The organism is Mesorhizobium sp. M7A.F.Ca.US.010.02.1.1, from assembly GCF_004023085.1.
Lineage (GTDB): Bacteria > Pseudomonadota > Alphaproteobacteria > Rhizobiales > Rhizobiaceae > Mesorhizobium.
In genome coordinates this window covers 12275-36309 of sequence record NZ_RZRV01000051.1, presented here as the reverse complement: position 1 = coordinate 36309, position 24035 = coordinate 12275, and the positions used below count along the sequence as shown (strand labels likewise).

Below are 24035 nucleotides of genomic sequence, written 5' to 3'. Positions count from 1 at the left end.
GAACTGCATGCCTTCGACGACTTCGAGTTCGGTCTCGGCGGTCTTGGCTTCCTCAACCGTGATGACGCCTTCGTTGCCGACCTTCTGCATCGCTTCGGCGATCATCTTGCCGACCGAAGCATCGCCGTTGCCGGCGATGGTGCCGACCTGGGCAACCTCTTCGGAGGTCTTGATCTTCTTGGCGTTCTTGATCAGGGTCGCAACGACGTCGGTTACCGCGAGGTCGATGCCGCGCTTCAGGTCCATCGGGTTCATGCCGGCGGCAACGGCCTTGTGGCCTTCCTGGACGATCGACTGCGCCAGAACGGTCGCGGTCGTGGTGCCGTCGCCAGCGATGTCGTTGGTCTTCGAAGCAACTTCGCGGACCATCTGCGCGCCCATGTTTTCGAACTTGTCCTCAAGCTCGATTTCCTTGGCGACGGTGACGCCGTCCTTGGTGATGCGCGGGGCGCCGAACGACTTGTCGATGACCACGTTGCGGCCCTTGGGGCCGAGCGTGACCTTCACCGCGTCAGCGAGGATGTTGACACCGCGCAGCATGCGCTCGCGGGCATCGCGGGAGAATTTTACGTCTTTGGCAGCCATTTTTAGCTCCTGGCAGGGGCTTCAATCGAGCCCGGGAATTCAGTTGACGAAAGGGCCTGATATGAGCCGATGATGCCCATGATGTCGGATTCCTTCATGATCAGAAGGTCTTCGCCATTGAGCTTGACTTCCGTGCCCGACCACTTGCTGAACAGGATGCGGTCGCCGGCCTTGACGTCCAGCGGGACCAGCTTGCCAGCTTCGTCACGAGCGCCGAAGCCGACAGCGATGATCTCGCCTTCCTGCGGCTTTTCCTTTGCCGTGTCGGGGATGATGATCCCGCCAGCGGTCTTGGATTCGGATTCGACCCGGCGAACGACCACGCGGTCATGCAGCGGGCGGAACTTCGACTTTGCCATTTTCGGATTTTTCCCTGGTGCGCTGTTGAGGGGTTTTTGTTAGCACTCGCGATGGACGAGTGCTAACGCGATAGTGAGGTAGGCTGTAAGCGGGCACTCGTCAAGACGGACGAGGGCAGGCGAGGAGCTCTGGCCCCCTCCCCGGTGGAACCCAACGCATACGCGGCATCCGCGTTGATGGCTGCGAGCCCCACATTTCCATTGAATTCGGCGTCATGACGCCAACTTGCTCGCGCCGCTTCCAAGTCGTCAGTCGTGCTGCCGTCAGCACGAACATAGGGCTGCGCTTCACTTCCCGTCGAAGCCGCGGCAAGCAGCGTCGCCGTCAGCACGCTCCTTTGCAGATGCTTGCCAAAGGTGGACAGTGAGCGCACCTGCGCCGGGCTGTTGGTGCGAACGTAAGACGTCATTGACAACTCCTTTTTGCAAGTCGAGCCCCTTCTCCACCTTCGGCCGCCGTCGACGCGAAGAAGTCCGCATCGCGTTGAAGACGAGCTGCGAAAAAGAGAAAGATGTGTTTGATGGCTGCGGCCCCAACGGTGCCTTCAGATTTGAGATCACTTCCGCCGCGAGCGGCTGAAGCTCCTCGCAACGTCAAATCGAATCTGCTGCCAAGCCTCCAGGAAAGGAGAGCATTGCTCATCTCGCGCTTGTGCATGCAGTCAACCTTCGATCCGTGTTGCCACATCAAGAGCAAATGCCGTGCCAAAGCTCACTGGGAAGTGAACGCATGGCTCTCCCTGAAAACCTCACAAATCCAGCATGGTCAATTGTGCGGAACCCGACATGCGTCTTCTGCCACTGTCAGCTTTCGGACAGGCATGACGCGTTTCGCGCCGACCACCGGTCGATCGGTTTTGGGGCCGGTCTGTTCGCCTCATAAGAGCGCGTTACATTGCGTAGCGGTTTCCCGAGCGCCGCCACATGACACTGGACCTGCAGGTAGCACCGGCTTCTCATCCAGCCTTACTTTGGCCCCCTCGCGTATCAAATTCCCGCTGGCGAGCCCTGCTTTCATAGATCGCACCATGCCGGATGTCTGCTCTGGCGCCCGACCCGCTGGCACGATCTCGATCCGGCATAAGGGCGCAGCATCTTTGCAGGCCGTTTCATCCCGGCGTCCTGCTTGGCTGACAGACCGCACTTGGCGAGCGGTCTCCATGCTCTCTCCAAGGACCATCCCTGCGGCTGGCTTGTCGACCTATGGGCGGGTCCGGCCGCCCGAAACCCTCGCGCCATCAGCTTTTTTCCCCGCCGCCTGCGGCGGCTTCCTCGCGCCGCTTCGCTCACAAAAAAGCTGCCCGCTCGGGTCCTTCACTGTCGCTGCGGCCCTGTCGGATTCAGGCGGTCCTGACGCGCCCATTACGGTGCGCCATCGCAGGGGATGGTCCCCGGCGAAACCACAAAAGGAGACTTCGAAATGACCGCGATCGGTTACGTCAACAAGCAGGAAAACGGCGCCTACAAGGGCCAGTTCAAGACGCTCAGCGTCCGCGCCGACATCGATATCGTCCCCAACCAGGCCAAGAGCGCCGATAACCATCCCGACTTCCGGGTGCTTACGCAAGGGGTCGAAGTCGGCGCTGGCTGGATCCGCACCGGCGAGACTTCCGGCAAGGATTATGTGAGCCTGTCGATTGCAGCGCCGGAGTTCGGACCGCGCAAGCTCTACGCCAATCTCGGCCGAGCCGCCGGCCAGGACGATCACGACACCTACGCCATCATCTGGAACCCGGCCGACTGACCGGCCGAGATAAGAGCCTCGCGCCGCAGCCCCGGCGCGGGGCTCATTCCCAGGAGTTCCACCCAAACCCCGTCCGCCCTAAAGGGCGGCGAAAACTCTCCCCCGACTCTTCGCCCGTCCCCGAGACGATCTCCCTCGCCCATCCTCGCCCTCGCTTGTCCGAAGCGAAACGAGGATCATCATGGACGACGAAAACGAACGCGCGGCCCGCGCGAAAAAGGGCAGCCCGTTTCTCAGCACAGCCCAAGCCGCCTTCTATATCGGGCTCTCCCAGCGCACGCTCGAAAAGATGCGGCTCAAGGGCGGCGGCCCGAAATTCCGCAAGCACGGCCGCTATGTCCGCTATCACATCGACGAACTCGACCATTGGTCGAAAGGACACCCGCAGCACTCCATCGCCGGCGATGGCAAGGCCGGTTCCGGCCAGGGCGGCACGGGAGGCCGTTCATGAGGCGGCGCCCTTCCATCCATCTGATCGGCAGCCGCCTGAGGCGTGTTCGAGCCCGTAAGACGGTCGCCTTGGCCGCGGCCGGTCTCGGTCTTTTGGGCTTCACGGCGCTGGGAAAGCCCGCCCCTTGGCTGGTCTGGAACGCCTCGGCCAGCGCGCCGATCGGCCTTTACCGCATCGCTGCGGGAGCGCTGGCGCGTGGCGATCTCGTGCTCGTGCGCCCGCCTGAATACGCGGCGTATCTCGCCGCCGAGCGCAGCTATCTGCCTCGCAATGTGCCGCTGGCAAAACGTCTTGCAGCGCTGCCGGACGATAATGTCTGCGCCTTCAATGACGCCATCATCATCGGCGGCGACATCGTCGCGCGCCGGCTCAAAATCGACGCCGAAGGCCGACCTTTGCCATGGTGGAACGGCTGCCGAGCGCTCGGGGATAACGAGGTTTTCCTGCTCGGCAGCGACAAAAACCGCTCCTTCGACAGCCGCTATTTCGGGCCTGTTCCCACTCAAAATGTCATCGGGAGGCTCGTACCACTATGGACCGAGTGACCCTCCTCTTGTTGGGCATGATCGCCATTGCGCCATGCGCCTGTTCCGCCTCGACCGGCGCTGAGCCGGTCGCCATCTCCCAAAGTCCGCAGCTGCGAAAGTGGCAGACGTTGGTATCGGAAGCAAGCCGGCGCTTCCATATTCCCCAAGCCTGGATCTATGCCGTCATGGCTGCCGAAAGCGGCGGCAAGACAATGCGCGGCGGCCGCCCCATCACCTCCCCCGCTGGCGCCATGGGCCTCATGCAGGTGATGCCCGGCACCTATGAAGAGATGCGGGTCGAACACGGCCTTGGGCCTAACCCCCACGATCCGCGCGACAATATCCTGGCCGGCACGGCCTATCTCAGTGCCATGTATGACCGCTTCGGATTTCCTGGCCTGTTTGGCGCCTACAATGCCGGTCCCGAGCGCTACGACGAGCATTTGAAGCGTGGCAAACCGCTGCCAGAAGAGACCGTCGAGTACCTCGACCAACTCAAGGCGGCCGGAGTTTCGGCGGCCGACATCGAGGCGTTCGAAAGCCAATCTGTCGCTCCAAAGGCGCAAATCGCTCCTCTCGGACGGTCGCTGTTCTTCATTCATGACGGTGTTCACTCAGGCGTGCGAAACGGCGATCTCTTCGTGCCGCTCGGCAAGGACGGCGCGCAGCCGAAGGAGCCGGTGCGTTAGCCATGGCGGACGGGGGCGCGTCTGGCGGGGCTGGGCGCGGAAGGCAAGATAAAGGTACCGCCTCCAGGAGGCGGTTAAATCTTTGTCTGCACATCGTTTTTCCGGGAGGCTGCCGCCGGTGCCAAGAGGGTTTGACGTGTAAGTGTCTGATTTTGCTTGATATGTCTGGGAGGCTCGCATTAAGGATGACGAGTTCAGGCCGAAGCTCGGCAAAATCGGGTCGCGCGGCTCGAAGGCCGGCAAACGCTATGCCGGCCAGGTTCGTGCGGCGATCAACCGGGCTGGCGGCCGGCCGCAACGCGGTGGTCGCTTCACAGGAAGCCGGACAGGGCGCGGCGGGGCGGCCGCCGCACTGCTGAAATCGCGCGACCGGTATGCCGCCTTCCGCCAGCGCCGGGTGATCGTCAAGGCGCGGGTCGTCAAGCTCGCCGGCAAGGGCGCGGACGGGGCGCGTGCCCATCTACGCTATCTTCAGCGCGACGGGGTCACCCGCGAAGGTGAACCTGGCGAGCTCTACGGCGCCGACAGCGGCCGCGTCGACGGCAAGGCGTTCATCGATCGCGCGGACGGCGACCGCCATCAGTTCCGCTTCATCGTCGCTGCCGAAGACGGCATCGAGTACGACGACCTCAAGGCGCTGACGCGGCGGCTCATGGCGCAGATGCAGGAAGACCTCGGCACGAAGCTCGACTGGGTCGCGGTCGATCATTTCAACACCGGCCACCCGCACAGCCACATCATCGTCCGTGGCAGGGACGACCGTGGCGAGAACCTGGTCATCGCGCGCGAATATATCTCATCTGGCATCCGCGAGCGGGCGGCCGAGCTGGTCAGCCTCGATCTCGGTCCGCGAACCGACCGCGAGATTGAGCTTCGCCTGCGCCGGGAAATGGAGCAGGAACGCTTCACCAGCATCGACCGTCGGCTGCTCAGCATGCGTGATGATGACGGCCTGGTCTCGCCGGGCGGTCCCGACGCCATTCGCCAGACGCTGCACCAGGGACGGCTGCGCAAGCTCGAGCGGATGGGTCTGGCCGCGGAGGTCGGCGCTGGCTCCTGGCGCCTCGACGATGAGCTCGAAGCCACGCTGCGCCGCACCGGCGAACGCGGCGACATCATCAAGACCATGCACCGCGAACTGACCGGCAAGGGGCTTGCCCGCAGGGCCGCCGACTGGGTGATCCACGATCGATCCGGCGAGCCCGTCCAGTCTCTCGTCGGTCGCGTTGTCGCGCGTGGACTGGCCGACGAGATCAATGACCGCCATTACATGATCGTCGACGCCGTCGACGGTAAGAGCCATTGGATCAACATCGGTAGAGGCGAGGCGATGGAAACGATGCCTAATGGCTGCATCGTGCGTGTCGCGCCAAGGAACACCGAGCCGAGGCAGGTCGATCGTACCATCGCCGAAATCGCCGCCGCGCATGGCGGCCGTTACGACGTCGATATGCACCTGAAGCATGACCCATCCGCCACCGAGAGCTTTGCGCGAACGCATGTGCGGCGGCTGGAGGCGATCCGCCGCGCGACCGGCGGCGTTGAGCGAGAGCCGAACGGCACCTGGCTCATCGCGCCGGACCATCTCGATCGCGTCGCGAATTATGAGGGCCAGCGGGCCAGGGCCGAGCCTGTCGTTGCCGACAAGCTCTCCTCAATGGCGCTGGAGCGACAGGTCAGCTTCAACGGCGCCACCTGGCTCGACCGGGAGCTGGTTGCCGATAGACCCGAGCCTTTGCACGGATCCGGCTTCGGCCGCGACGTGAGAGAGGCGCAAGCTCGCCGGCGGCAGTGGCTGATCGCGCAAGGCCTCGCGCATAAAGAACAGGATGGGATCGTCTATCGAGCCAACATGCTTTCGATCCTGCGCCAGCGAGAACTGAACCGTGTTGCTGGCCAACTGTCGGAGGAACTTGGCCTGCCCTATGCCGAAGCGCGATTCGGAGGACGAGTAGAGGGTACGCTCCGCCGCTCCGTCGAGCTTGCCAGCGGAAAATATGCCGTCGTTGAAAAGTCGCGCGAGTTCACGCTGGTGCCATGGCGGCCGGTGCTTGAGCGCCATGTGGGCAAGGAGGTCTCCGGTGTCGTGAGTGGGGAGGGGATTTCATGGACCGTCGGCCGGCAAAGGAGCGGACCTGGTGTTTCGTGAGATGGTGTACAGCTTTTTAGCCAGCGGCGCGGGCAGCCATGCGAGCCCGCGTAGACCTTATGGCCGCACGCCCGCAATCGGTCGCATGGACCTGCCAGGCGGGGCGGCTTTGGAGCGTTCGGACCCGACACGCTGCGTGAGTGGCCAGACTTCGAGCGCTCGAAGATGCGGACTGTTGTCTGCTGGCCGGCGTTATTCCGGCTGGCCTATGACCGCGGCGCAACAGTTCACCGCTGAAGTTGCCACGGGCGAACATCGACAAGAGAAAAAACACCATTGCGCGTTACAAATCGCCGTTGAAAGCGTTTAGGTTGCATGCGCTTCGCCAAGTAAACGGATACCCCAGAAGAGAGCCATGACCACGGCCCGCCATATCGTGACGCTGCTTAAAAGCCACATTGCCGGCGACGAGGATCGTTTCCTCTCTATCGCGATGCAGCTTGCTGCGCATGAGGCACGTCAAGGCCATGGCAAGCTTGCTCAGGAGCTCAAGGATCTGGTCGACGCAGCCAAGAGCAGGGACGCCCGGATTGCCAAGAGCAGTCGGCCGGTTCCCCTTTTTCAGCCAAAGGGCGAACTCGCAGGCCTCCTGCATGTGCGCTATCCGGACCTGCGACTGACGGACATGATTTTGCCGGACAGTCTGCGCTCGCGCCTGCACCGCGTGCTGGGAGAGCAGCGCCAACAAGCAAGCTTGCGCGAGCACGGGCTTGTTCCCCGTCGCAAACTGCTTCTGGTCGGCCCGCCAGGATCAGGCAAGACGATGACCGCATCGGCATTGGCCGGGGAGCTTCATCTGCCCCTTTTCATGATCGTCCTCGATGGTTTGATCACCAAGTTCATGGGAGAGACTGCCGGAAAGCTGCGGCTTGTTTTTGATGCAATGCAGGCGACGCGGGGCGTCTACTTCTTTGACGAATTCGATGCCATCGGCGCGCGTCGAGGCGAACGCCAGGATGTTGGCGAGATTCGGCGCGTGCTGAATTCGTTTCTGCAGTTTCTCGAGCAAGACGACAGCCACAGCCTGATTATTGCGGCAACAAATCATCCCGAGCTGCTCGACAGAGCTTTGTTCCGCCGTTTCGACGATGTCATCGAATACGCCGTGCCCGATCGGCCGATTATCGAGGCGCTGCTTCGGGCTCGACTCGACCGCTTCGACACCAGAGGGCTTGCCTGGAACGAGGCGATCTCTCAGGCAGAGAGACTGTCGCAGGCCGAGATCACCCGCGCGGCCGACGACGCTGCAAAAACCATCATATTGCGGGGGGGGAAGCGGATCACCTCGGAAGCGCTCATCGACGCTCTGAAGGAACGCCGGCAGGCTTCGCTGTCTGAGTAGCGACAGCACAGATCATAATGGCAGACGATTTTCCGCGCGACCGCGCCCATATCCACCTTCGCAACAACGGCATTCGGGAAGCCTATCGGCGGCCCAACCAACTTATACATGCACCGCCGCTGCCGGCGCGTGATCGGGCGTCGCATGCTGCGGCCTTGACGCAATCCATCGAACAAGCGGTCGAAAGTGCACGCCAGCAGATTGCGGCGCGTGACCCCCAGCTGTCGGTCGGCACGCCTGGCTTTTACCTCGAGATCGATCTGCCCATGTCCGGACGGGCGGCCCTCGACCAGTTGGCCGATCGTCGCCAGCACATGGAGCTGGTCGCCGTCCATGAGCCAACTCAACCCGGTGCTCCCATCACAGCGTCGGTGTTCCTGCCGCAAAGCGCGCAAGCCTATTATTTGCGGAAAGTCGAGGCGTATCGAGACGTTGACACTGACCGCGGCAGACCGCGCAACGAGCCGCTCGTCTCCCGCATGGAGACAGTCAGGCTGGCGACTGCACGATCGTTGTTTACCGACCACGACGACCTCTTCCCCCAGGCCGCTGACGAGCAGGTGTGGTGGGAAGTCTGGCTGCGCGACGGTCGCCGCGAGAACTTCGAGCACATTGCCGAAGCCCTGAACATCACTTTGCGCACGCATGCGGTCAGGTTTCCGGAGCGGGTGGTCATGCTGGCACTCGCCAGCACGGCAATGCTCGACCGCATGATTGCGCACAGCGATGTCGTCGCCGAGCTGCGGCGCGCGAAGGATACGCCGTCCTTCTTCATGGGCCTTGGCGGCGCGGAGCAAAGGGACTGGAGCGACGAGCTTCTCGGGCGCGTCAGACCGCCTCAATCCGATATTGCGGTCTGCATTCTCGACAGCGGCGTACGTCGCACCCACCCGTTGATCGAACCCGCACTTGCCGTTGAAGACTGGCACACCGTCAAACCGGCATGGGGCAGCGACGACACACCTGCGTGGAGCGGCCACGGGACGCGAATGGCAGGTGTCGGCCTGTACGGTGATCTGGTCCCGCTCCTGGTCGGAGGCGATCCAGTTCCATTGCCCTTTCGGCTGGAGAGTGTCCGTATCCTTCCGCCAGAAGACGAGGCAAACGATCCAGAACTCTATGGCTCGATCACCGCGGAAGCGATCGCCCGCGCCGAGGTGCAGGCGCCGGAGCGCCGCCGCGCGATCGCAATGGCTGTGACAAGCGCCAGTCCGGCGCGTGGAAGGCCCACATCGTGGTCTGCCGCTATCGACCAACTCTGTTTCGAAGAGGAGCAGCGACGCTTGATCGTTCTCTCTGCCGGCAACATCGGCGATGACCTCATGCCGGCCGAGCATTTGACGCGCAACGATCTGGAAGCAGTCGATGATCCTTCTCAGGCCTGGAATGCGCTGACGGTCGGCGCTTTCACAGAAAAGGTCGATATCATTGACACCGACTTTGCGGGCTACGCTCCGATCGCGCCGGTCGGCGAGCTCTCGCCGCGCAGTCGCACTTCGGTCGTTTGGGACAGGCAGTGGCCGGTGAAGCCCGAGGTCGTCTTCGAAGGCGGCAATCTCGCCCATGACGGTGTGTTGCCTGGCGAGCCGATCGACGATCTGCAGATATTGACCACTTTCTATCGACCCGAACTGCGCCACTTCACCACCCTCGGAGATACGAGCGCGGCAACGGCCCATGCCGCACGGATGGCGGGACTAATTCTATCAGCGCGCCCCGAGCTGTGGCCTGAAACGGTTCGCGCCCTGATCGTCCACTCGGCCGAATGGACTCCGGCGATGCGCGCACGCATCGATGCGTGCAACGGAGCGAAGGGCGAGATCCAGGCGCTCGTGCGGCGCTATGGTTACGGCGTGCCAGATCTTGGGCGCGCGCTTCTGTCAACGGTGAACGACCTCACGCTTATCGTTGAAGATGAGCTTCAGCCTTTCCAGCGCGAGGGCGGCGCGGCTGCCAAAACGCGTGACATGAAGCTGCATCGCCTGCCTTGGCCGAAGGAGCAGCTCGCGGCGCTCGGCGCTGCCCAGGTCGAGCTCCGCGTCACGCTGTCCTATTTCATCGAACCCAACCCCGGTGAACGCGGATGGACCCGCCGGCATCGTTACGCGTCCCATGGTCTTCGGTTCAGAGTAAAGTCAGCGACCGAGACAGTCGACGAATTCCGAGCCCGCATCAATCAGGCCGCTCGGGACGAGGAGGAAGGGGCGCCTGCTGGAGGCGGAGAAGAGTGGCTGCTCGGCACCTTCCGCGATCGCGGCTCGTTGCACGCCGATTTCTGGTCGGGCAGCGCCGCCGATCTCGCCGAGCGTGATGCGATCGGCGTGTTCCCGGTCGGGGGCTGGTGGAAGGAGAAGCCTTACCTGGAACGCGTCGACGCTCTGGCTCGGTACGCCCTGATTGTGACGATGCGGGCGCCTGGGGTCGATGTTGACATCTTCACACCCGTCGAAGCAGCCCTGACTGTCGAGACGTCGGTCGAGACCTGATGCAGCACTGTCCAAATCGGCCAACAACGGAGGTTTGACCAGCCTCTGGTGCCATGGCGGCTGGTGCTGGATCATCACGTCGGCAACAGGGATCATGCGCGGAGGACGATAGGCCGGCAAAGGAGCGGGCCAAGCGTGTGATAATGGCGCCCATGGTCACGCCCACAAGCCGCGCCCCCTGCGTCTACGGAGAGGTGCGCGTCTGTTTAGGCGGCCGAGACATCGCTTACCTGATCAACGCGCTCGCCGTATTTGCGCCTGTAAGCGGCAATGAAATCGTCGTCGCTACAGATGCAGCGGCCGCTGGAGTCCTTGGCCTTCGGATCGTGCAAGTGAGAGCCAAGGGGGCGCAGAAGATTCACCCGAGTGCTCGTCGTCGGGCTCATGGGAAACCCCGCACTATGTTTGACCAAATCCGCGGCAAGCATAATCCCGGCAAGCACCGACTGAAAGGCCATCGGAACCACAGTTCGAACGCGGCGACTTCCTTCGCTAAGCTGGAACACCAGACCGCCGCAGATAGCCTGCTGATAAAAGGAGCGCAGGGGCTGGCCGACAAACGGGGCTAGCGGTTCAAACGGCACAGCCATCGCTGTAGCCACGCGAACTACAAAGTCGTTGGGAACTCCGGCATTGGTCTGCAGGAGCGTTTTCACCTGCTCGTGTGCTTCCGGTATTCCGAGTTCCTCGGCAATCAGCTGGTGCTCGTCCTTGGATTTTCCGGATGGCAGGTACATGCAACAAAGGCAAGCCTGGCCGTCATCGAAACCATGCCGGGAGATACCGAGATCGTGCTCCTGCGTCCAAGCGTTTGCGATCCATCGCGGCAGTGCACCTTGGACAGCCAGACGGTCGGCGGCGGTGTCAAGCGCCACACCCACTTGGTCGAAGACCCAATTGCCCCGGCGCGCAACATATTCTGCCCACGTCAGAGGGTGCGCCTCGACCTCAAGGGCAGTCGATCTAAGGGCGGTGGCTGCAAGAACCGCTTTGGACATACCAATCTCCGCCTGGCCAGCCAATGCGTAGCGCTGCAGGTTTGAGAGTTCGATCGCTTCGTGATCGATTACATGCAGACGACCTTTGAGATCGGGTTGTCTCGCTAGCGCCCAAAGCGAGCCATGGCCTATCGCACCGAGCCCAACGAGGTGGGTTTCGCCAAGGTCGACTGGGAAGTCGATCGGGCCAGGCTCTCCGGCTTTGGTCTTGTCGTAGCTGCATAGCGAGAGGTCGATGGTTTCGTCCAACTCGGCGCCGGTCAACTGGGCAGCGAAGATAGTTCGAAAGACGTTGGCGGCGCCGAAGCAACTGGCGGCGCCAGCTCCATAAGGCAGCAGACTTGGGCCAGAGCCCACCGGGTCCGTACGCGACAGCTTTGCCGCCCAACCGTCCGATCCCACGAAAAAGATCGGGCACCGGAGTGATGGGCGCGTTACCCCTGCAACGACGCAGACGGTGGCAGACTTGCCGGAACGCCGGATGCCGACTTTTGGATTGATCGACTTTGCCAAGCGCTCCAGCGCTTGGGCTTGAGAGCTCGCCGCGCTGTCCAGCGGGAGTATCGCCAGAACCGGGTAGAGCCTAGCGAGCAATCTCACCGCAAGATCTAGTGTCGCCTGGCCTTCGGCGCAGGAAGCGGCCTGATGGTCGAAGGCGACTGCCACGACCTGCTTTTCAAGAGCTGCTTTGAAGTCTCCCAGATGAAAATCGGCCAGGACCTGAGATGCCGCCGTGGCGGCGCGATCGATGAAGTTAGCGAATGCCATTGTTCAACTCGATATCATGATCATTCGCGACAGTGCCGCGGGAGGGAGCGCATTCCATTTGGCCTTTTCGTCAAGCCGATAGGCGGCGACCCGAGCAAAATCGAAAGGCTCGCGGGCGAAATTCGGCACTACCAGCGACAGACACCCAACCGTGGTAGCAACCGCATAAGCGTCGTCCGTCGTCGAATGGTAGGCGCGGCCCGGATGGCTGTGAATCTGGGCCAAGAGTTTCAGGCCGCTTTTGTAGAGCCAGACATTGAGCCGGTGCAGTTCTTCGGCCGCAACGATCACGCAAACGCCATCGTTTGTCCGAATGTGACGCTGCGCCGGGATAACCGTCTCTGTTACGGCAAAGTGCCGCTCTTGCTGAACGCCGACCCAGAGCGCCATCCCCTCATTGCCCTCGCGACCAACTGAGCGCAGATGCCCATGCGTGGTCGAGATGCAGCCGCGCGGGAGAGTCACGATCGTTACATCTCTCAAACCAGTCATTCTTGTATCGCCTGAGGGGATACCACCATTCCTACGATTGTCGGTTGGAGTTGAATCTGCAACTGCTCTATAGGAACGATTCCGTACTTGATGATCTTGTCCAGGATGAAGGCCAAACAGCCTTCGCCAGAACCCCGATGAAGCAGCCATGGATCACCTGAATGGGCTGGATTGTCGTGGTATTCCCGGACGCCCGCCATGCACAGGAATGGTTCGTCCTCGGGACTGTTGGCCTGGATGAAGTCCGTCAGCGGCACGGCGTTCTGCTGGATGAGAGCTCCTATCATCTCCGGCGGCGTTCCGGGCAGCGGCGGACGTCTAAGCATTTTCAGGTATAGATCTTTCCGGGCAATCGGATGACGCGTAAACGGATCGACGAAGACCACGGACGGTGGTCTTAAGTCGTAGTCGGTGAAGTCGACCTCGCTCGCTGCGCTGACCACCCGTGGCTTTAACTTGGGGCTGGCGAAAATGAAGAAAGCGCGCGGAAAGGTCGCCTCGATCAAGAAGCAGCCCTGAGCCCGATAGACATCAGCATATGGCCGGAACCGGCCGATCTCCCGATCAAACTTCGCTCGGGAGACCTCCGGATCCACACTTTGGTGTTTAGGCACCTGCGACGCCCGCCTTCAGGCTGAGGAACAGGGTCACAGTATTCGGGAAACCGAAGTCGCCAAGCTTCTTGTCGACATCGAGCAAGTTGCCGGCCTCATCCTTGAATTCCCAATTCTCGGCTGGTTGGGCGACATTCTGCGTGTTCTCAAGGGCTTTGGTACGAATGACGTGAAGCGGCTGGTTGGGATTGGCTTCGACCTGCGTGGGCTGGCCGTTCACCACCACCGTGATCTCGATCTTGCCCGGTCCGCCGCCGTGATTATCGCCCTTACCCGAATCCTTCGACATTGTCCTACTCCTGTGGCTTGCCAACCGCCCCACGCCCTGGCGCCCACCTGCGAGTGAGACCGGCGGTCTTCAATCGTTCACCCGGCGCCACGGCCGCGAGTACGCGAAAGACAGGGGATAAGCTACCGAATCGGTGCTTGCCTTCTTTTATGGGTGACTTGAGCCGCAAGTAAATGGTCTCAAATTGCTCCTCACAACTATAATCGATTAGAGCAATGCAAAAATATTGGCGACACGCCTATTCATCTGCTCTCTCACTCGCCTGCTCCGTGCTTGGCAAGGGGAGCTTTGACTGCGTCACGCGTCCCCCAAGCAGCCGATTGCGCCGGCAGCGCCGTAGGAACCGTCGTTCAGAGTCTTCACCACTCAAGCAGCCGCATGGATGCAGCCGACGCTCGTCTCCACAAACAGCGCAAGTGGTGCCTTGTTGGATAAGGTCGCCTCGTCCCTGGTGCAGCATCTGTCGGAACGGGTCCGCTGCGAGACCATGCCTCATCATCGCGCATGCGCAGCAGCCGGCGGTCGATGCTCGTAAGGCGTTCTGCTCATTTCGTGGCGAAGGCGCTGCTCGACTCGCGGACATATGCGGGCACCGAGGCGGAGGCTGACCAGTCGGCGCCGCGTTCGCGGATGTCGCTTGCAATGTGCTCGCGTGCGTTTGCCGCCGGCGACCTTGCCGTCCTCGCCTGCTATGGCGAGCCGGCGCAAGCGGATTGCTCGATACTGCCGGCGAGGCTGCGGGCCGGTCCTAACGGCCGTTCACAAGAGCTTGCATCAGCAACTGGCAATCGGATCGATAACTTCGCGATCGCCGTTATGGCGCGGAGATGCGGTCTCGCCGGGTTGTGGCTGGCGCTTCGTTGTGGGCGGCGCGTCGTAGCCGAGGGAGCAGGGGCGGCGCCATGATCCAGACCGAACGCGCGCTGCAGCAGGTGCTTGAGTGGGGGCGTGCCCTGACCGGTTTCGCGGATGAGCATGCTGAGGAAGCGGTAAGGGGCGGCCAGTATATCCTGCAACGCATTCACCCGAGCCTGCGCGACACCAGCGCCCGCACCGGCCGCGATCCGCAGGACGAAACGCTGATCGTGGCGTTCTATCGCGAACTGGCGCTGCTGTTCTGGCTAGACGATTGCAACGACGTTGGCCTGATCGCGCCGGAGCAGCTCGCCGCCCTGGAGCAGGCGCTGGGGCACGGCGTACCGTGCGTGCTCTCCGGATTCGAGGGCTGCGCTCAGCTGCGCGCTTCGCTGGCTGCGCTCGCTTACGATCGTCACGACTATGCTCGGCTTCTCGACTATACCCGGTGCTACTGCGCGGCGCTGCGCGCCGGACACGCGCAGGCGGCAGGGGCGCGACGCTGGTCTTACGCCGAGTACCTGCACAACGGCATCGATTCGATCGCTTACGGGACCGTGTTCTGTTGCCTGTCGCTGCTGTGGGGGCTGGACATGGCGACCTTGCGCGCGCGTCCAGCGTTTCGCCAGGTCCTGCGGCTCATCTCAGTGATAGGGCGCCTGCAGAACGATCTGCATGGACGCGACAAGGACAGGTCGGCCGGCGATAACGCGGCGATCCTGCTTCTGCAGCGCTATCCGGCTATGCCTGTGGTTGAGTTCCTCAACGACGAGTTGGCCGGCCATACGCGCATGCTGCACCGGGTGATGGCGGAAGAATGCTTTCCCGCGCCGTGGGGACCGTTGATCGAGGCGATGGCGGCGATCCGCGCGCAGTACTACCAGACTTCGACCAGCCGCTATCGCAGCGACGCTGCAGGGGGAGGCCAGCGTGCGTCGGCCTGGACGCGCCGGAGGCGGCGGCTTGGGCGCGCTGCCGTCGGTTCGATCCGACGCAACGCCGTCGCCCGCTGCTACGGATGGAGCGAGCATGAGCGACACCGCCCTGAGCCGGGGAAGGACGAACATCTGGACATCGTGCTGGATCGGCGAACGGCGCCGGCCACGGTGGCCGCTGGCTGGGAGTACATCCATCTCGAACACTGCGCACTGCCCGAGTTGGACCTGACGCAGATCGACCTGCGCGCCTCGCTGCTGGGCAAGGCTATGCGCGCGCCGCTGCTGATCAGCTCTATGGCCGGCGGCATGCCACGGGCCGAGGCCATCAACCGGCATTTGAGCGAGGCAGCGCAAGCCTTGGGGATCGCCATGTGCGGTTCGCAGCGTGTGAGCCTGCAATCCCGCAACTCCCAGGGGCTAACGCGCGCGCTGCGCCGCCTGGCGCCAGACATTCCCTTGCTGGCCAATATCGGCGCCGCGCAACTGCGGGAGGCCGACGGCCTGGACCTGGCGCGTCGCGCGGTGGACGCGCTGGAGGCCGATGGGCTCATCGTCCATCTCAATCCGCTGCAGGAAGCGGTACAGCCGGAGGGCGACCGCGAACTGGCGCGGCGTCCTGGCGCTGATCGCTGGCGCCGCGCGCATCGTGGGCGTGCCGATGGTGGCCAAGGAAGTGGGGGCGGGCCTGTCCGCCTCGGTGCCTGTGCGCTCGTCGAGGCGGGCGTGGCGGTAATCGATGTCGCCGGCGCCGGCGGCACCAGTTGGGCCGCAGTGGAGGGCGAGCGCGCCCGCAATGCCGCCGACCGTGCAGTGGCGATGTCATTCGCCGATTGGGGGATTCCACCCTGACCAGCGTGCAGGCGGTGCGTCGGGCGCTGCCAACGGTGAAGCTGATCGCGTCGGGCGGGATCCGCGATGGCGTCGACGTGGCCAAGGCCATCCGCCTGGGCGCGGACATCGCCGGGCAGGCGGCCAGCGTGCTGGGCGCGGCGACAGTGTCCACCGGGGCCGTTGTCGCGCATTTCGAGATCGTCATCCGCCAGTTGGCCGTCGCCTGCTTCTGCACGGGCTCGGCTGATCTGGCGGCGTTGCGTCAGGCGCGCTTGTTGCCCTCGTCGCATTTGTCCGCCGGTTGATGTCGGCGTCGTCCGCACGCTAACAGCAGGCTGCTGAAATACCTACGCCAAAGACAGACTATTGATCCCCCTGGCGAGACGGCTCGATTGACGGGAGCGATGTGTTCATGGAGCAGCTGTTCACGATGAAGCGGTTGGAAGATTTCGTTCCAGCCGGTCATCCTGGTGCCCGCACCGGCTGATGATCAATGGAGCGCTGGTGCGGCTAGACGGCATCCTTTCCGGCATGTACGCCTGCAGTGCCAAAGGCGGTCGCCCCAGCGTTGCGCCGGAGAAATTGCTGCGGGCCGTGTGTTGCAGGTGTTCTACAGCGTCCGTCGGAATTGATGCAGCAGGTGCTGCTGTGGCAAGGCCAAGACCCGGGAATGCCGTCAGCTTTGATCAGGCGCTTCGGGCCGTCGGAAACGCGCGAAGAGTCCGGCTTTCGAAAAAGGCCGAACGCCTCAGATAAAGCCAGAACTCCTTGGGTCACCATCAAACCAATTTGACGCCCCGGGACAATTTCGTCCGGCATTGTCCGGTGTGCGACGATGTTGGGGATGCGACATAGGCGGATTGCCGTGTATTTAAACCGCTTTTCCTTTGGCACGCATATTGCGCCCTATCGGTAAACCTCGTCATGGGCCGGCGGCAATCGCTCGGAGATTGTCGAAATAGCACAATGATTTCTGCCGGGGTGACATCCGGCCCGACTAGAGCAGGACCTTTCAGATGATGCAGAAAAGCAAGCGGCCATACTCGCGGGGAAATAGTCGCGTCAGGGCTGCATGGACGCTCTTTCCTGGTTGTTTCGGCGGCGGACGCCAACTCTTCAATCGGCACCCGAACCAGTGCCTGGATGTCCAAGGAGCGCCCCTGTTGCGCGTGCCTGGCTGCACCCGCGTGCTGGCTCTCCTCCAAGGCGACGCTTCGGCGCTGCTGCAGACCGGCGACGAGAACCCAACTTCAAAATTAGCATTCCGAAAACCGAAAGAAGTGAACAGGTATGTCCAGGATCGGCGCTTTGACGCGCGCCGCATGGCGATCGGCAACTCAGACGCTGGCCAAGGGTTCGAAAAGTTTACACCCGACGCTAGCGCCGGCCGATTTCAAGCGCGCACTTACGATCAACGATCGATATGGCGGGCTCACTGTCAATGTCCCCAAAATGCCTTTCTGGCTGACCGGGGGTGAAGCCTTCGTCTACCGCCGGACTAGCCACGGCGAGCAGCAGTTCATGCAGGTCGATGCTGCCACGGGTTTCAAGCGGCCCGCTTTCGATCAGGCGCGTCTGGCGGCAGCGCTAAACAAGGTGAGCCATGAGAGCTATCAAGCCGGCAATCTTCCGTTCGACCGTTTCGAACTGAGTGAGGATGGTCGCAGGCTCGACTTCCAGATTGAAGACACCCGGTGGAGCTGCGACCTTGCAAGCTATGACTGTACCAGCACCACATTCGATGCAAGGAAAGGGGACCGTAGGGAGCTCAGCCACCGCTACACGCCGCCAGCGGAGAACAACCCCGACAAGAGCAACGCGTCGCCCGACGGCAAATGGATCGCCTATATCAAGAACTGCAACGTTTTCCTGCGCAGCGAGGACGGATTGCAGGATGTTCCTCTGAGCCGGGACGGAGCCGAAGGCAATTGCTACGTCTTTTCGACGCTGAGCTGGTCGCCGGACTCGCGCCACCTCGCCGCTTACCTTGTTCGCCCCGGCTATAGGCGAGAGGTCCGCTACCTCAATTCTTCGACGGACCAGTTGGAGCGGGAATATTCAACAAAATTCTATCCCAGGCCGGGCGATGTCCTTCCGCTGCCCCAGCCAGTCCTGTTCGACATTGCCGGCCGGCGCCAGATCGTGATTGACGGTGCCCTCTTCTCGAACGTCTTCGAACTTTCCCCTCTCCGGTGGTGGGCGGACAGCCGCGGCTTCACTTTCGAATATAACCAGCGCGGGCATCAGCTTTATCGCCTGGTCGAGGTAGACGCCGCCTCGGGCCGCGGGCGCTCCCTGATCGATGAGACCAGCGAGACATTCGTTGATTATTTGCCGCTGGGGCATGGCCAGGAGGATGCCGGAAAAATCTTCCGTTACGATGTCGATGACGGGAAGGAGATCATCTGGGCATCAGAGCGCGACGGGTATGAGCATTTGTATCTTTTCAACGGCCGGACAGGCGCGCTCGAAAACCAGATCACGCGAGGTGAGTGGGTCGTCCGGAGGGTCAACCATGTCGATCCGGTCAAGCGTCAGATCTGGTTCGAGGCGAGCGGGATGAACTCGCAGGAGGACCCCTATTGGGTCCATGCTTACCGCATCGGCTTTGACGGCAAGGGACTGACTGCACTGACGCCCGAACCGGCCAACCACCATATCGAGTTCTCGCCTGACAGGCGCTATTATGTCGATCTCTGGTCACGCATCGATCTGCCCCCGCGCATGGCACTCTACCGCGCCAGCGACAATGCCAAGCTCCAGCAGATCGAGACGGCCGACATTTCTGAGCTCGTCGCCGCAGGCTGGCAGCCGCCGCTCAGTTTCCATTCCAAGGGGCGCGACGGCAAAACTGACATCTGGGGCGTGCTCCACCTGCCAGCCAACTTCGACCCGACGAAGAAATACCCGGTTGTGGAGAATATCTATGCTGGACCCCACGGCTCCTTCGTCCCAAAATCCTTCTCGCGGTGGACAGAGCCGCTCACGCAGCTGGGCTTCGTCGTTGCTCAGATCGACGGCATGGGCACCAACAACCGCTCCCGCGCCTTCCATGATGTTGCTTGGAAGAATCTGAAGGACGCAGGATTTCCCGATCGCATTCTGTGGCACAAGGCGGCGGCCGCGCAATATCCATGGTACGACATATCCAACGTCGGCATTTTTGGCGCATCCGCCGGCGGCCAGAGTGCAGTCAGCGCGCTGCTCTTTCACCCCGATTTCTACAAGGTCGCCGTCGCCAAAAACGGCTGCTTCGACAACAGGATAGACAAGACCTGGTGGAACGAACTTTGGATGGGGTGGCCGGTCGGCATTGAATATTCGCAATCCTCCGCCGTTGACAATGCTCACAGGCTGCAGGGCAAGCTGATGATCGCGGTCGGCGAAATGGATGATAATGTCGATCCGTTTTGCTCGTTCCAGCTTGCCGATCGACTCATCAAGGCAGGAAAAGATTTTGACATGGTCTACGTTCCTGGTGCCAATCACCATACTCTAGGCACCTACACCGAGCGCAAACTCCTAGACTTCTTCGTTCGCAACATTCTCGGTCAGACCCCGCCCGACTGGAACACCAAACCGATCGAGCTGGAATAGCTTGTGGCTCTTGCAATTGTTAGCTCGCCTTATCAGCTGTAATCAGGGCGAGGCGCGAGCAAATCTGCACCGAAGGACGATCGTGGAGTCTAGGACTTGCGCTGCGTATTGAGGATCGGCTCGCCGCGACGTTGGTCTGAGCAAACTGCTTGATAGGCACGCCTGCAGACCGCGTGTGTGCGATTGCAAGATCCCCTATCAGCCTGGTGTGAAGCGTTCAGGGGAAAAGCCGCACCCAACGCCGCTTCCGCTCGCCGTAACGCTACGGCGGTGCGGCCCACCGATCCGCTCGACGAGCATTGGAACACATAGGTCCCCGAACGGACGATTGCCTTGGCAATAGAAGACCCTCGTCGGTCATCGCCGCTGTGGGTGGCAGCCCGTCGGTCTGGAGCTGCCACGATTCTCATCCTCGCGTCACATATGAGCTGAAGCTTTCCGGATCGGGTATCCAATCGGCATCCAGTTGCTCGGCGATATGGTTGAATTCTGCCCTCAGGACAAGAGTGAGTAGAGCAGCCCCGCTACGAAAATCCCATCCTGGTTCGTTTGACGCATCGACTATTCAGATTGATTGGCGTGATACCCGGCGCGGCCGCAACACGCGAGGCCGTCAACCGCTGAGCAGAAAACCAGCCTTCGCCTTCCGCGGCGGCGGACCTCGTCAGCCTCTCGAAAGCTTGCCTGAGTAGGTTGCTCATGTGATCTGTGGAAGTGAGGATAGCGTGCACCCGTACAAACTAGACATTCATCGTGGCAGCTTGGCTGCAGGTGCAGCACGCCGTACCGCACGAGCAAGCGGACAGGCCGGCCAAGCCGGTTTTGAGCAGCACTTGGGCGAACTGCAGGCGGCGGACGAGTTGATGGGTGCGCTAGGCGAGGAGGTCCTCGTCAATGGCTCGCATGGTAAAGGTGAGTTGAGACCAACGAAGAGGCAGAGGATCCAAAGCAATCTGCAGCATGCTGTCACTGAGCGGCAACCAGGTGAGGTTGGCAACTCAGGCGCTCGCGTGATGATGCAACTCCCCACCGATCAGGTGGGTACATCGGAACGGGAGGCGCAACTTGTGATGCAGGGGGACGAGCACGAATACACCCCAGCACCGCATCTCGACGGGTCGATGCCCTCGACAGTGCAGCCGGATCGTCCAATTGTGGTCCCCGACGGTGCCGACAAGCGTCCTGTTTATTCCAACGATGCCACCGCCATCGAAGGGCTGAAGTCAGCACTCCTTGCGGGTAAAGCCAGGCCGGACACGGTCACTCGCAGCACAAATTCTCTTTTCGGCTTTAGTCGTTGGCTCTTTCAAAACAACAAGCCAGGGCTTGCTGCTCGGCTTTACCATCCGTCGCTGAGCCAGGATCTCGAGGAGTACGAGAGTAGGGGTGGTTCCTCCACCGTGGCTGGCGCACTGCGTCAATTGATGAAGTCGATGGGCGGAGCCGGCCCGATTGTGGGTCGCGCTGTCCTGAACCCCCATCCTGACGACGCCGCGCTCACCAGACATTTCAGATCCGCGAGCGGCTACGCAACTGCTCTTAACCATTTCAGTCATTACCTACGTCAAAATGACAAGCTCGGAATTGCGGGTCGCATTTACGATAAATCGCTGGATAAAGATGTTGAGAGCTACAAGGCCGCCTCCTCTAATGGTGGAGCTCCGATCGAATCTGCGCTGGTTTATCTCCGCAAGAACCCGCCGCGCGTTATACTCGGGAATCATCTGGAAAACGCGGTCAGCATGGAGGCTCGTCCCCGTGGCGACGCTGCTCAGCATACCGCACCACAGCAGGGATTCGATTGGCCAGAGGAGCTCCTGCCGGTAGGTTATAAGGAGGGCACCGATCTACCATTGTCTCTCGCCCCAACCGCGCACCAACACCAAGCGCCCGACTTTGGAGAGGCCGTCCCTCACTTGAACTGGCGCCACGGCGACCAGGGCGCCCCGGAGGAGCTGGTAGCTGCACGGGACAGGAGCAGCCCGCTGCCAAGCGAGGCGGTGCCACATAAATCTGGACGGGGACTCGCTACGCAGCCCAGATTGTGGGCGGAGAAATCCGCCTCGCCAGAGCTCTTTCGACGGCGGGCGGAGCAGGCTCTGCCGGCGTCCGCCAGAGGTGTGGAGACATCCTCCGCGGTTGATGAAGCCGCGCAGGCCGCTCGCCAAGCTTTGGCTTGGTTGCAGCAGGAGATGGAGGGGATCGAACCGATGCAGGATCCTCATGAGGTGGCTACACCGGAATGTGAGGCGCAGCTCGTCAGGCAGAGGGATGAGCACGAATCCACCCCAGCACCGCATCCCGGAGGTGGTGGGTCGATGCCCTCGACAGTGCAGCCGGATCGTCCAATTGTAGTCCCCGACGGTGCCGACAAGCGTCCTGTCTATTCCAACGATGCGACCGCTATCGAAGGGCTGAGGGCAGCATTCCACGCGGGTAAGGCCAAAGCGAACACGGTCACTTACAATGTAAATTCTCTTTTCGGCTTTAGTCGGTGGCTCCTTCAAAACAACAAGCCAGGGTTTGCTGCTCGGCTTTACCATTCGTCGCTGGATCAGGATCTCAAGGAGTACGAGAGTACGGGTGGTTCCTCCACCGTGGCTGGCGCACTGCGTTACCTCAAGAAGTCGACAGGCGGAGCCCCGATTATGGCTCGCCCTGTCGTGATCCCCTATCCTGACGATGCCGAGCTCATTAGAAATTACAGAGCCGCTTCGACCAAGGAGTACCTGGCAGCGCCTGCGACCGGACGGAATCCAGATACCGTGGGCGGCTATACAAATTTTCTTAGACATTTTAGTCAGTACCTGCGTCAAAATAACAAGCTTGGGATTGCGGCTCGGATTCACGACAAATCGCTGGATAAAGATGTTGAGAGCTTCAAGGCTGTCTCCTATGGTAATAGGCTAAGTATCAGTTCTGCATTGGCTCACCTCCGGGATATCCTGCCGCGCATTGTGCTCGGGCGCGAAACTGTCCTTTCTGCTCATCCGGCAGACGCAGTCACCAGGCGCGTTGGGGCCGCTGCTGAAGCTGGGCCAGCGGCACCGGCAAGAGCTCCCCAACCCGCCTCGCCAGCAACCGCTAGGCTGCCAGGCACCTACCGCGGCCTTCCACTGGTTGATGTGACCACACTGACTACCAGTTCCTCTGGGGCTCAGATCGGGGCGCTCGATCCGACAGCCCCGTCCAACGTTGCAACGGGGCGGGTGCTCGGCGCCGCCGAATGGCTGAGCGACGCCCATATCCAGAGAGATTACAATTTGCTGGAGGGGCAACTGCAGGGGATCAATCCGGCGCTCGCTGCCCGGACTCGGCTGGTGGATCCTTCCGTATCCCATCTACTGCGACACACGTCGCCGCAAGACGCTCGAGGCATATTGCAGTCCATCTATAATCAAAACAACGCCACAGCCGACTTCCTGTTCTTGCCAGTGAATAATGGCACGGCTACTAGCCCCGGCACCCATTGGTCGCTGCTGCTCGTTGATCGCCGCGACCCGGAAAGGCGGTTCGCCTATCACTACGACTCCCTCCAGCGAGAGGGATATAACGACGTGCCTGCAAAACAGCTCGCAGGACTGCTGAATGCCACCTTGGCGCCAGCCCCCATGGCCAGACAGACGAACCATTATGATTGCGGCGTATTTGTCCTGGAGGGCACGTGGGCGCTGGTTGAACGATTGGTGAAAGGGCAGCGGCCAGACCACGAGCCGCTGCCCCTCGACAACCTCGTTGCCGATCGGCAGGCGCTGCAAGACCGGCTAAGGAGGCGCTTGCCGCACGAGGAAGAGCCGCGGCAGCTGCTGGAGGATGAACCCGCCTCCCCACCGATGATGGCATTCGAGCCAGGGGAACTGCGGCAACTGTTGGAAGACGAGCCTGCCTCCCCACCAATGATGGCGTTCGAGCCAGGGGAACTGCGGCAACTGTTGGAGGACGAGCCTGCCTCCCCACCAATGATGGCGTTCGAGCCAGGGGAACTGCGGCAGCTGTTGGAGGATGAACCCGCTTCCCCACCGATGATGGCGTTCGAGCCAGGGGAACTGCGGCAACTGTTGGAGGATGAACCCGCTTCCCCACCGATGATGGCGTTCGAGCCAGGGGAACTGCGGCAACTGTTGGAAGACGAGCCTGCCTCCACTTGGGCACAAATCAATTCGACCCCACATGCGCGAGCGGACGGTGTTCATCAGCCAGCCCAGGCGCCGTGGCTCCCTGAACGCAGAAGATAACTTTGCGGAGGAGCGGTCACGCAACTGTCGGCGGCGCCGGGCCTCAGGGTGAATGGAAAGGATGGAGTGGCGGATGGTGTCGCGTG

General features: G+C 61.8%; 15 protein-coding genes and 4 pseudogenes. 12 read left to right on the top strand and 7 right to left on the bottom strand.

Annotated features, from left to right (window positions below):
- The 3 genes and pseudogenes from EOA19_RS31115 to EOA19_RS31105 all read right to left on the bottom strand — a co-directional run.
- Positions 1-585 (bottom strand): TCP-1/cpn60 chaperonin family protein (locus EOA19_RS31115; protein ID WP_281040492.1); only part of this gene is annotated, 585 nt, incomplete at its 3' end.
- A gap of 65 nt (positions 586-650) precedes the next feature.
- A pseudogene (gene groES / locus EOA19_RS31110) lies at positions 651-944 on the bottom strand (co-chaperone GroES); the annotation flags it as partial.
- A 62-nt stretch (positions 945-1006) separates the two neighbouring features.
- Positions 1007-1354 carry a hypothetical protein gene (locus EOA19_RS31105; protein ID WP_063169239.1) on the bottom strand — a complete coding sequence of 116 codons (348 nt, stop codon included), beginning with the start codon at positions 1352-1354 and terminating at the stop codon, positions 1007-1009.
- A gap of 1010 nt (positions 1355-2364) precedes the next feature.
- Here EOA19_RS31105 and EOA19_RS31100 point away from each other — a divergent pair.
- The 7 genes from EOA19_RS31100 (at position 2365) to EOA19_RS31070 (ending at position 10332) form a co-directional block, all read left to right on the top strand.
- Positions 2365-2688: a DUF736 domain-containing protein gene (locus EOA19_RS31100; protein ID WP_024505644.1), complete on the top strand. Its 324-nt coding sequence runs from the start codon at positions 2365-2367 to the stop codon at positions 2686-2688.
- Between the two features lie 181 nt (positions 2689-2869).
- Positions 2870-3139, top strand: a complete 270-nt coding sequence (locus EOA19_RS31095; protein ID WP_024505645.1) for a helix-turn-helix domain-containing protein — start codon at positions 2870-2872, stop codon at positions 3137-3139.
- Complete coding sequence (locus tag EOA19_RS31090) at positions 3136-3684, top strand: S26 family signal peptidase (protein WP_024505646.1); 549 nt, start codon at positions 3136-3138, stop codon at positions 3682-3684. The genes EOA19_RS31095 and EOA19_RS31090 overlap by 4 nt, the downstream gene beginning before the upstream one ends.
- On the top strand, positions 3672-4355 hold the full coding sequence (locus EOA19_RS31085) for a lytic transglycosylase domain-containing protein (RefSeq protein ID WP_024505647.1): 684 nt from the start codon (positions 3672-3674) through the stop codon (positions 4353-4355). The genes EOA19_RS31090 and EOA19_RS31085 overlap by 13 nt, the downstream gene beginning before the upstream one ends.
- A 178-nt stretch (positions 4356-4533) precedes the next feature.
- On the top strand, positions 4534-6504 hold the full coding sequence (gene rlxS / locus EOA19_RS31080; RefSeq protein WP_063169238.1) for a relaxase/mobilization nuclease RlxS: 1971 nt from the start codon (positions 4534-4536) through the stop codon (positions 6502-6504).
- A gap of 355 nt (positions 6505-6859) precedes the next feature.
- Complete coding sequence (locus tag EOA19_RS31075) at positions 6860-7846, top strand: ATP-binding protein (protein ID WP_024505649.1); 987 nt, start codon at positions 6860-6862, stop codon at positions 7844-7846.
- 17 nt (positions 7847-7863) lie between these two features.
- Positions 7864-10332 carry a S8 family peptidase gene (locus EOA19_RS31070; protein WP_063169237.1) on the top strand — a complete coding sequence of 823 codons (2469 nt, stop codon included), beginning with the start codon at positions 7864-7866 and terminating at the stop codon, positions 10330-10332.
- Between the two features lie 206 nt (positions 10333-10538).
- Here EOA19_RS31070 and EOA19_RS31065 read toward each other — a convergent pair whose 3' ends face one another.
- The 4 genes from EOA19_RS31065 to EOA19_RS31050 form a co-directional block, all read right to left on the bottom strand.
- Entirely contained in the window at positions 10539-12098 is a 1560-nt protein-coding gene (locus EOA19_RS31065) for an E2 ligase fold family C protein (protein WP_024505651.1), read from the bottom strand.
- Positions 12099-12101: 3 nt separating this feature from the next.
- Entirely contained in the window at positions 12102-12488 is a 387-nt protein-coding gene (locus tag EOA19_RS31060) for a Mov34/MPN/PAD-1 family protein (RefSeq protein WP_236383243.1), read from the bottom strand.
- Between the two features lie 98 nt (positions 12489-12586).
- The gene (locus EOA19_RS31055) at positions 12587-13204 is read right to left on the bottom strand and encodes a putative metal-binding protein (RefSeq protein ID WP_024505653.1); all 618 of its coding nucleotides are present in this window, start codon (positions 13202-13204) and stop codon (positions 12587-12589) included.
- Complete coding sequence (locus tag EOA19_RS31050; RefSeq protein WP_024505654.1) at positions 13197-13493, bottom strand: DUF2604 domain-containing protein; 297 nt, start codon at positions 13491-13493, stop codon at positions 13197-13199. Before EOA19_RS31050 ends, EOA19_RS31055 begins: the two co-directional genes overlap by 8 nt.
- A 902-nt stretch (positions 13494-14395) precedes the next feature.
- Between EOA19_RS31050 and EOA19_RS31040 the strand changes: the two are divergent.
- The 5 genes and pseudogenes from EOA19_RS31040 to EOA19_RS31025 form a co-directional block, all read left to right on the top strand.
- A pseudogene (locus EOA19_RS31040) lies at positions 14396-15289 on the top strand (hypothetical protein); the annotation flags it as partial.
- Between the two features lie 88 nt (positions 15290-15377).
- Positions 15378-16422: pseudogene (gene fni, locus EOA19_RS31035) on the top strand (type 2 isopentenyl-diphosphate Delta-isomerase).
- Between the two features lie 86 nt (positions 16423-16508).
- Positions 16509-16740: pseudogene (locus EOA19_RS36145) on the top strand (IS5/IS1182 family transposase); the annotation flags it as partial.
- Between the two features lie 667 nt (positions 16741-17407).
- Entirely contained in the window at positions 17408-19714 is a 2307-nt protein-coding gene (locus EOA19_RS31030) for a S9 family peptidase (protein WP_063169235.1), read from the top strand.
- A gap of 833 nt (positions 19715-20547) precedes the next feature.
- Complete coding sequence (locus tag EOA19_RS31025; protein ID WP_245458394.1) at positions 20548-23949, top strand: Ulp1 family isopeptidase; 3402 nt, start codon at positions 20548-20550, stop codon at positions 23947-23949.
- Positions 23950-24035: the final 86 nt, after the last annotated feature.

Bases quoted from the DNA above. Each gene is read 5' to 3' on its own strand.
- EOA19_RS31095 (WP_024505645.1), top strand. From the start codon at position 2,870: ATGGACGACGAAAACGAACGCGCGGCCCGCGCGAAAAAGGGCAGCCCG.
- EOA19_RS31070 (WP_063169237.1), top strand. From the start codon at position 7,864: ATGGCAGACGATTTTCCGCGCGACCGCGCCCATATCCACCTTCGCAAC.
- EOA19_RS31100 (WP_024505644.1), top strand. From the start codon at position 2,365: ATGACCGCGATCGGTTACGTCAACAAGCAGGAAAACGGCGCCTACAAG.
- EOA19_RS31030 (WP_063169235.1), top strand. From the start codon at position 17,408: ATGTCCAGGATCGGCGCTTTGACGCGCGCCGCATGGCGATCGGCAACT.
- EOA19_RS31105 (WP_063169239.1), bottom strand. From the start codon at position 1,354: ATGACGTCTTACGTTCGCACCAACAGCCCGGCGCAGGTGCGCTCACTG.
- EOA19_RS31075 (WP_024505649.1), top strand. From the start codon at position 6,860: ATGACCACGGCCCGCCATATCGTGACGCTGCTTAAAAGCCACATTGCC.
- EOA19_RS31065 (WP_024505651.1), bottom strand. From the start codon at position 12,098: ATGGCATTCGCTAACTTCATCGATCGCGCCGCCACGGCGGCATCTCAG.
- EOA19_RS31050 (WP_024505654.1), bottom strand. From the start codon at position 13,493: ATGTCGAAGGATTCGGGTAAGGGCGATAATCACGGCGGCGGACCGGGC.
- EOA19_RS31060 (WP_236383243.1), bottom strand. From the start codon at position 12,488: ATGGCGCTCTGGGTCGGCGTTCAGCAAGAGCGGCACTTTGCCGTAACA.
- EOA19_RS31085 (WP_024505647.1), top strand. From the start codon at position 3,672: ATGGACCGAGTGACCCTCCTCTTGTTGGGCATGATCGCCATTGCGCCA.
- EOA19_RS31090 (WP_024505646.1), top strand. From the start codon at position 3,136: ATGAGGCGGCGCCCTTCCATCCATCTGATCGGCAGCCGCCTGAGGCGT.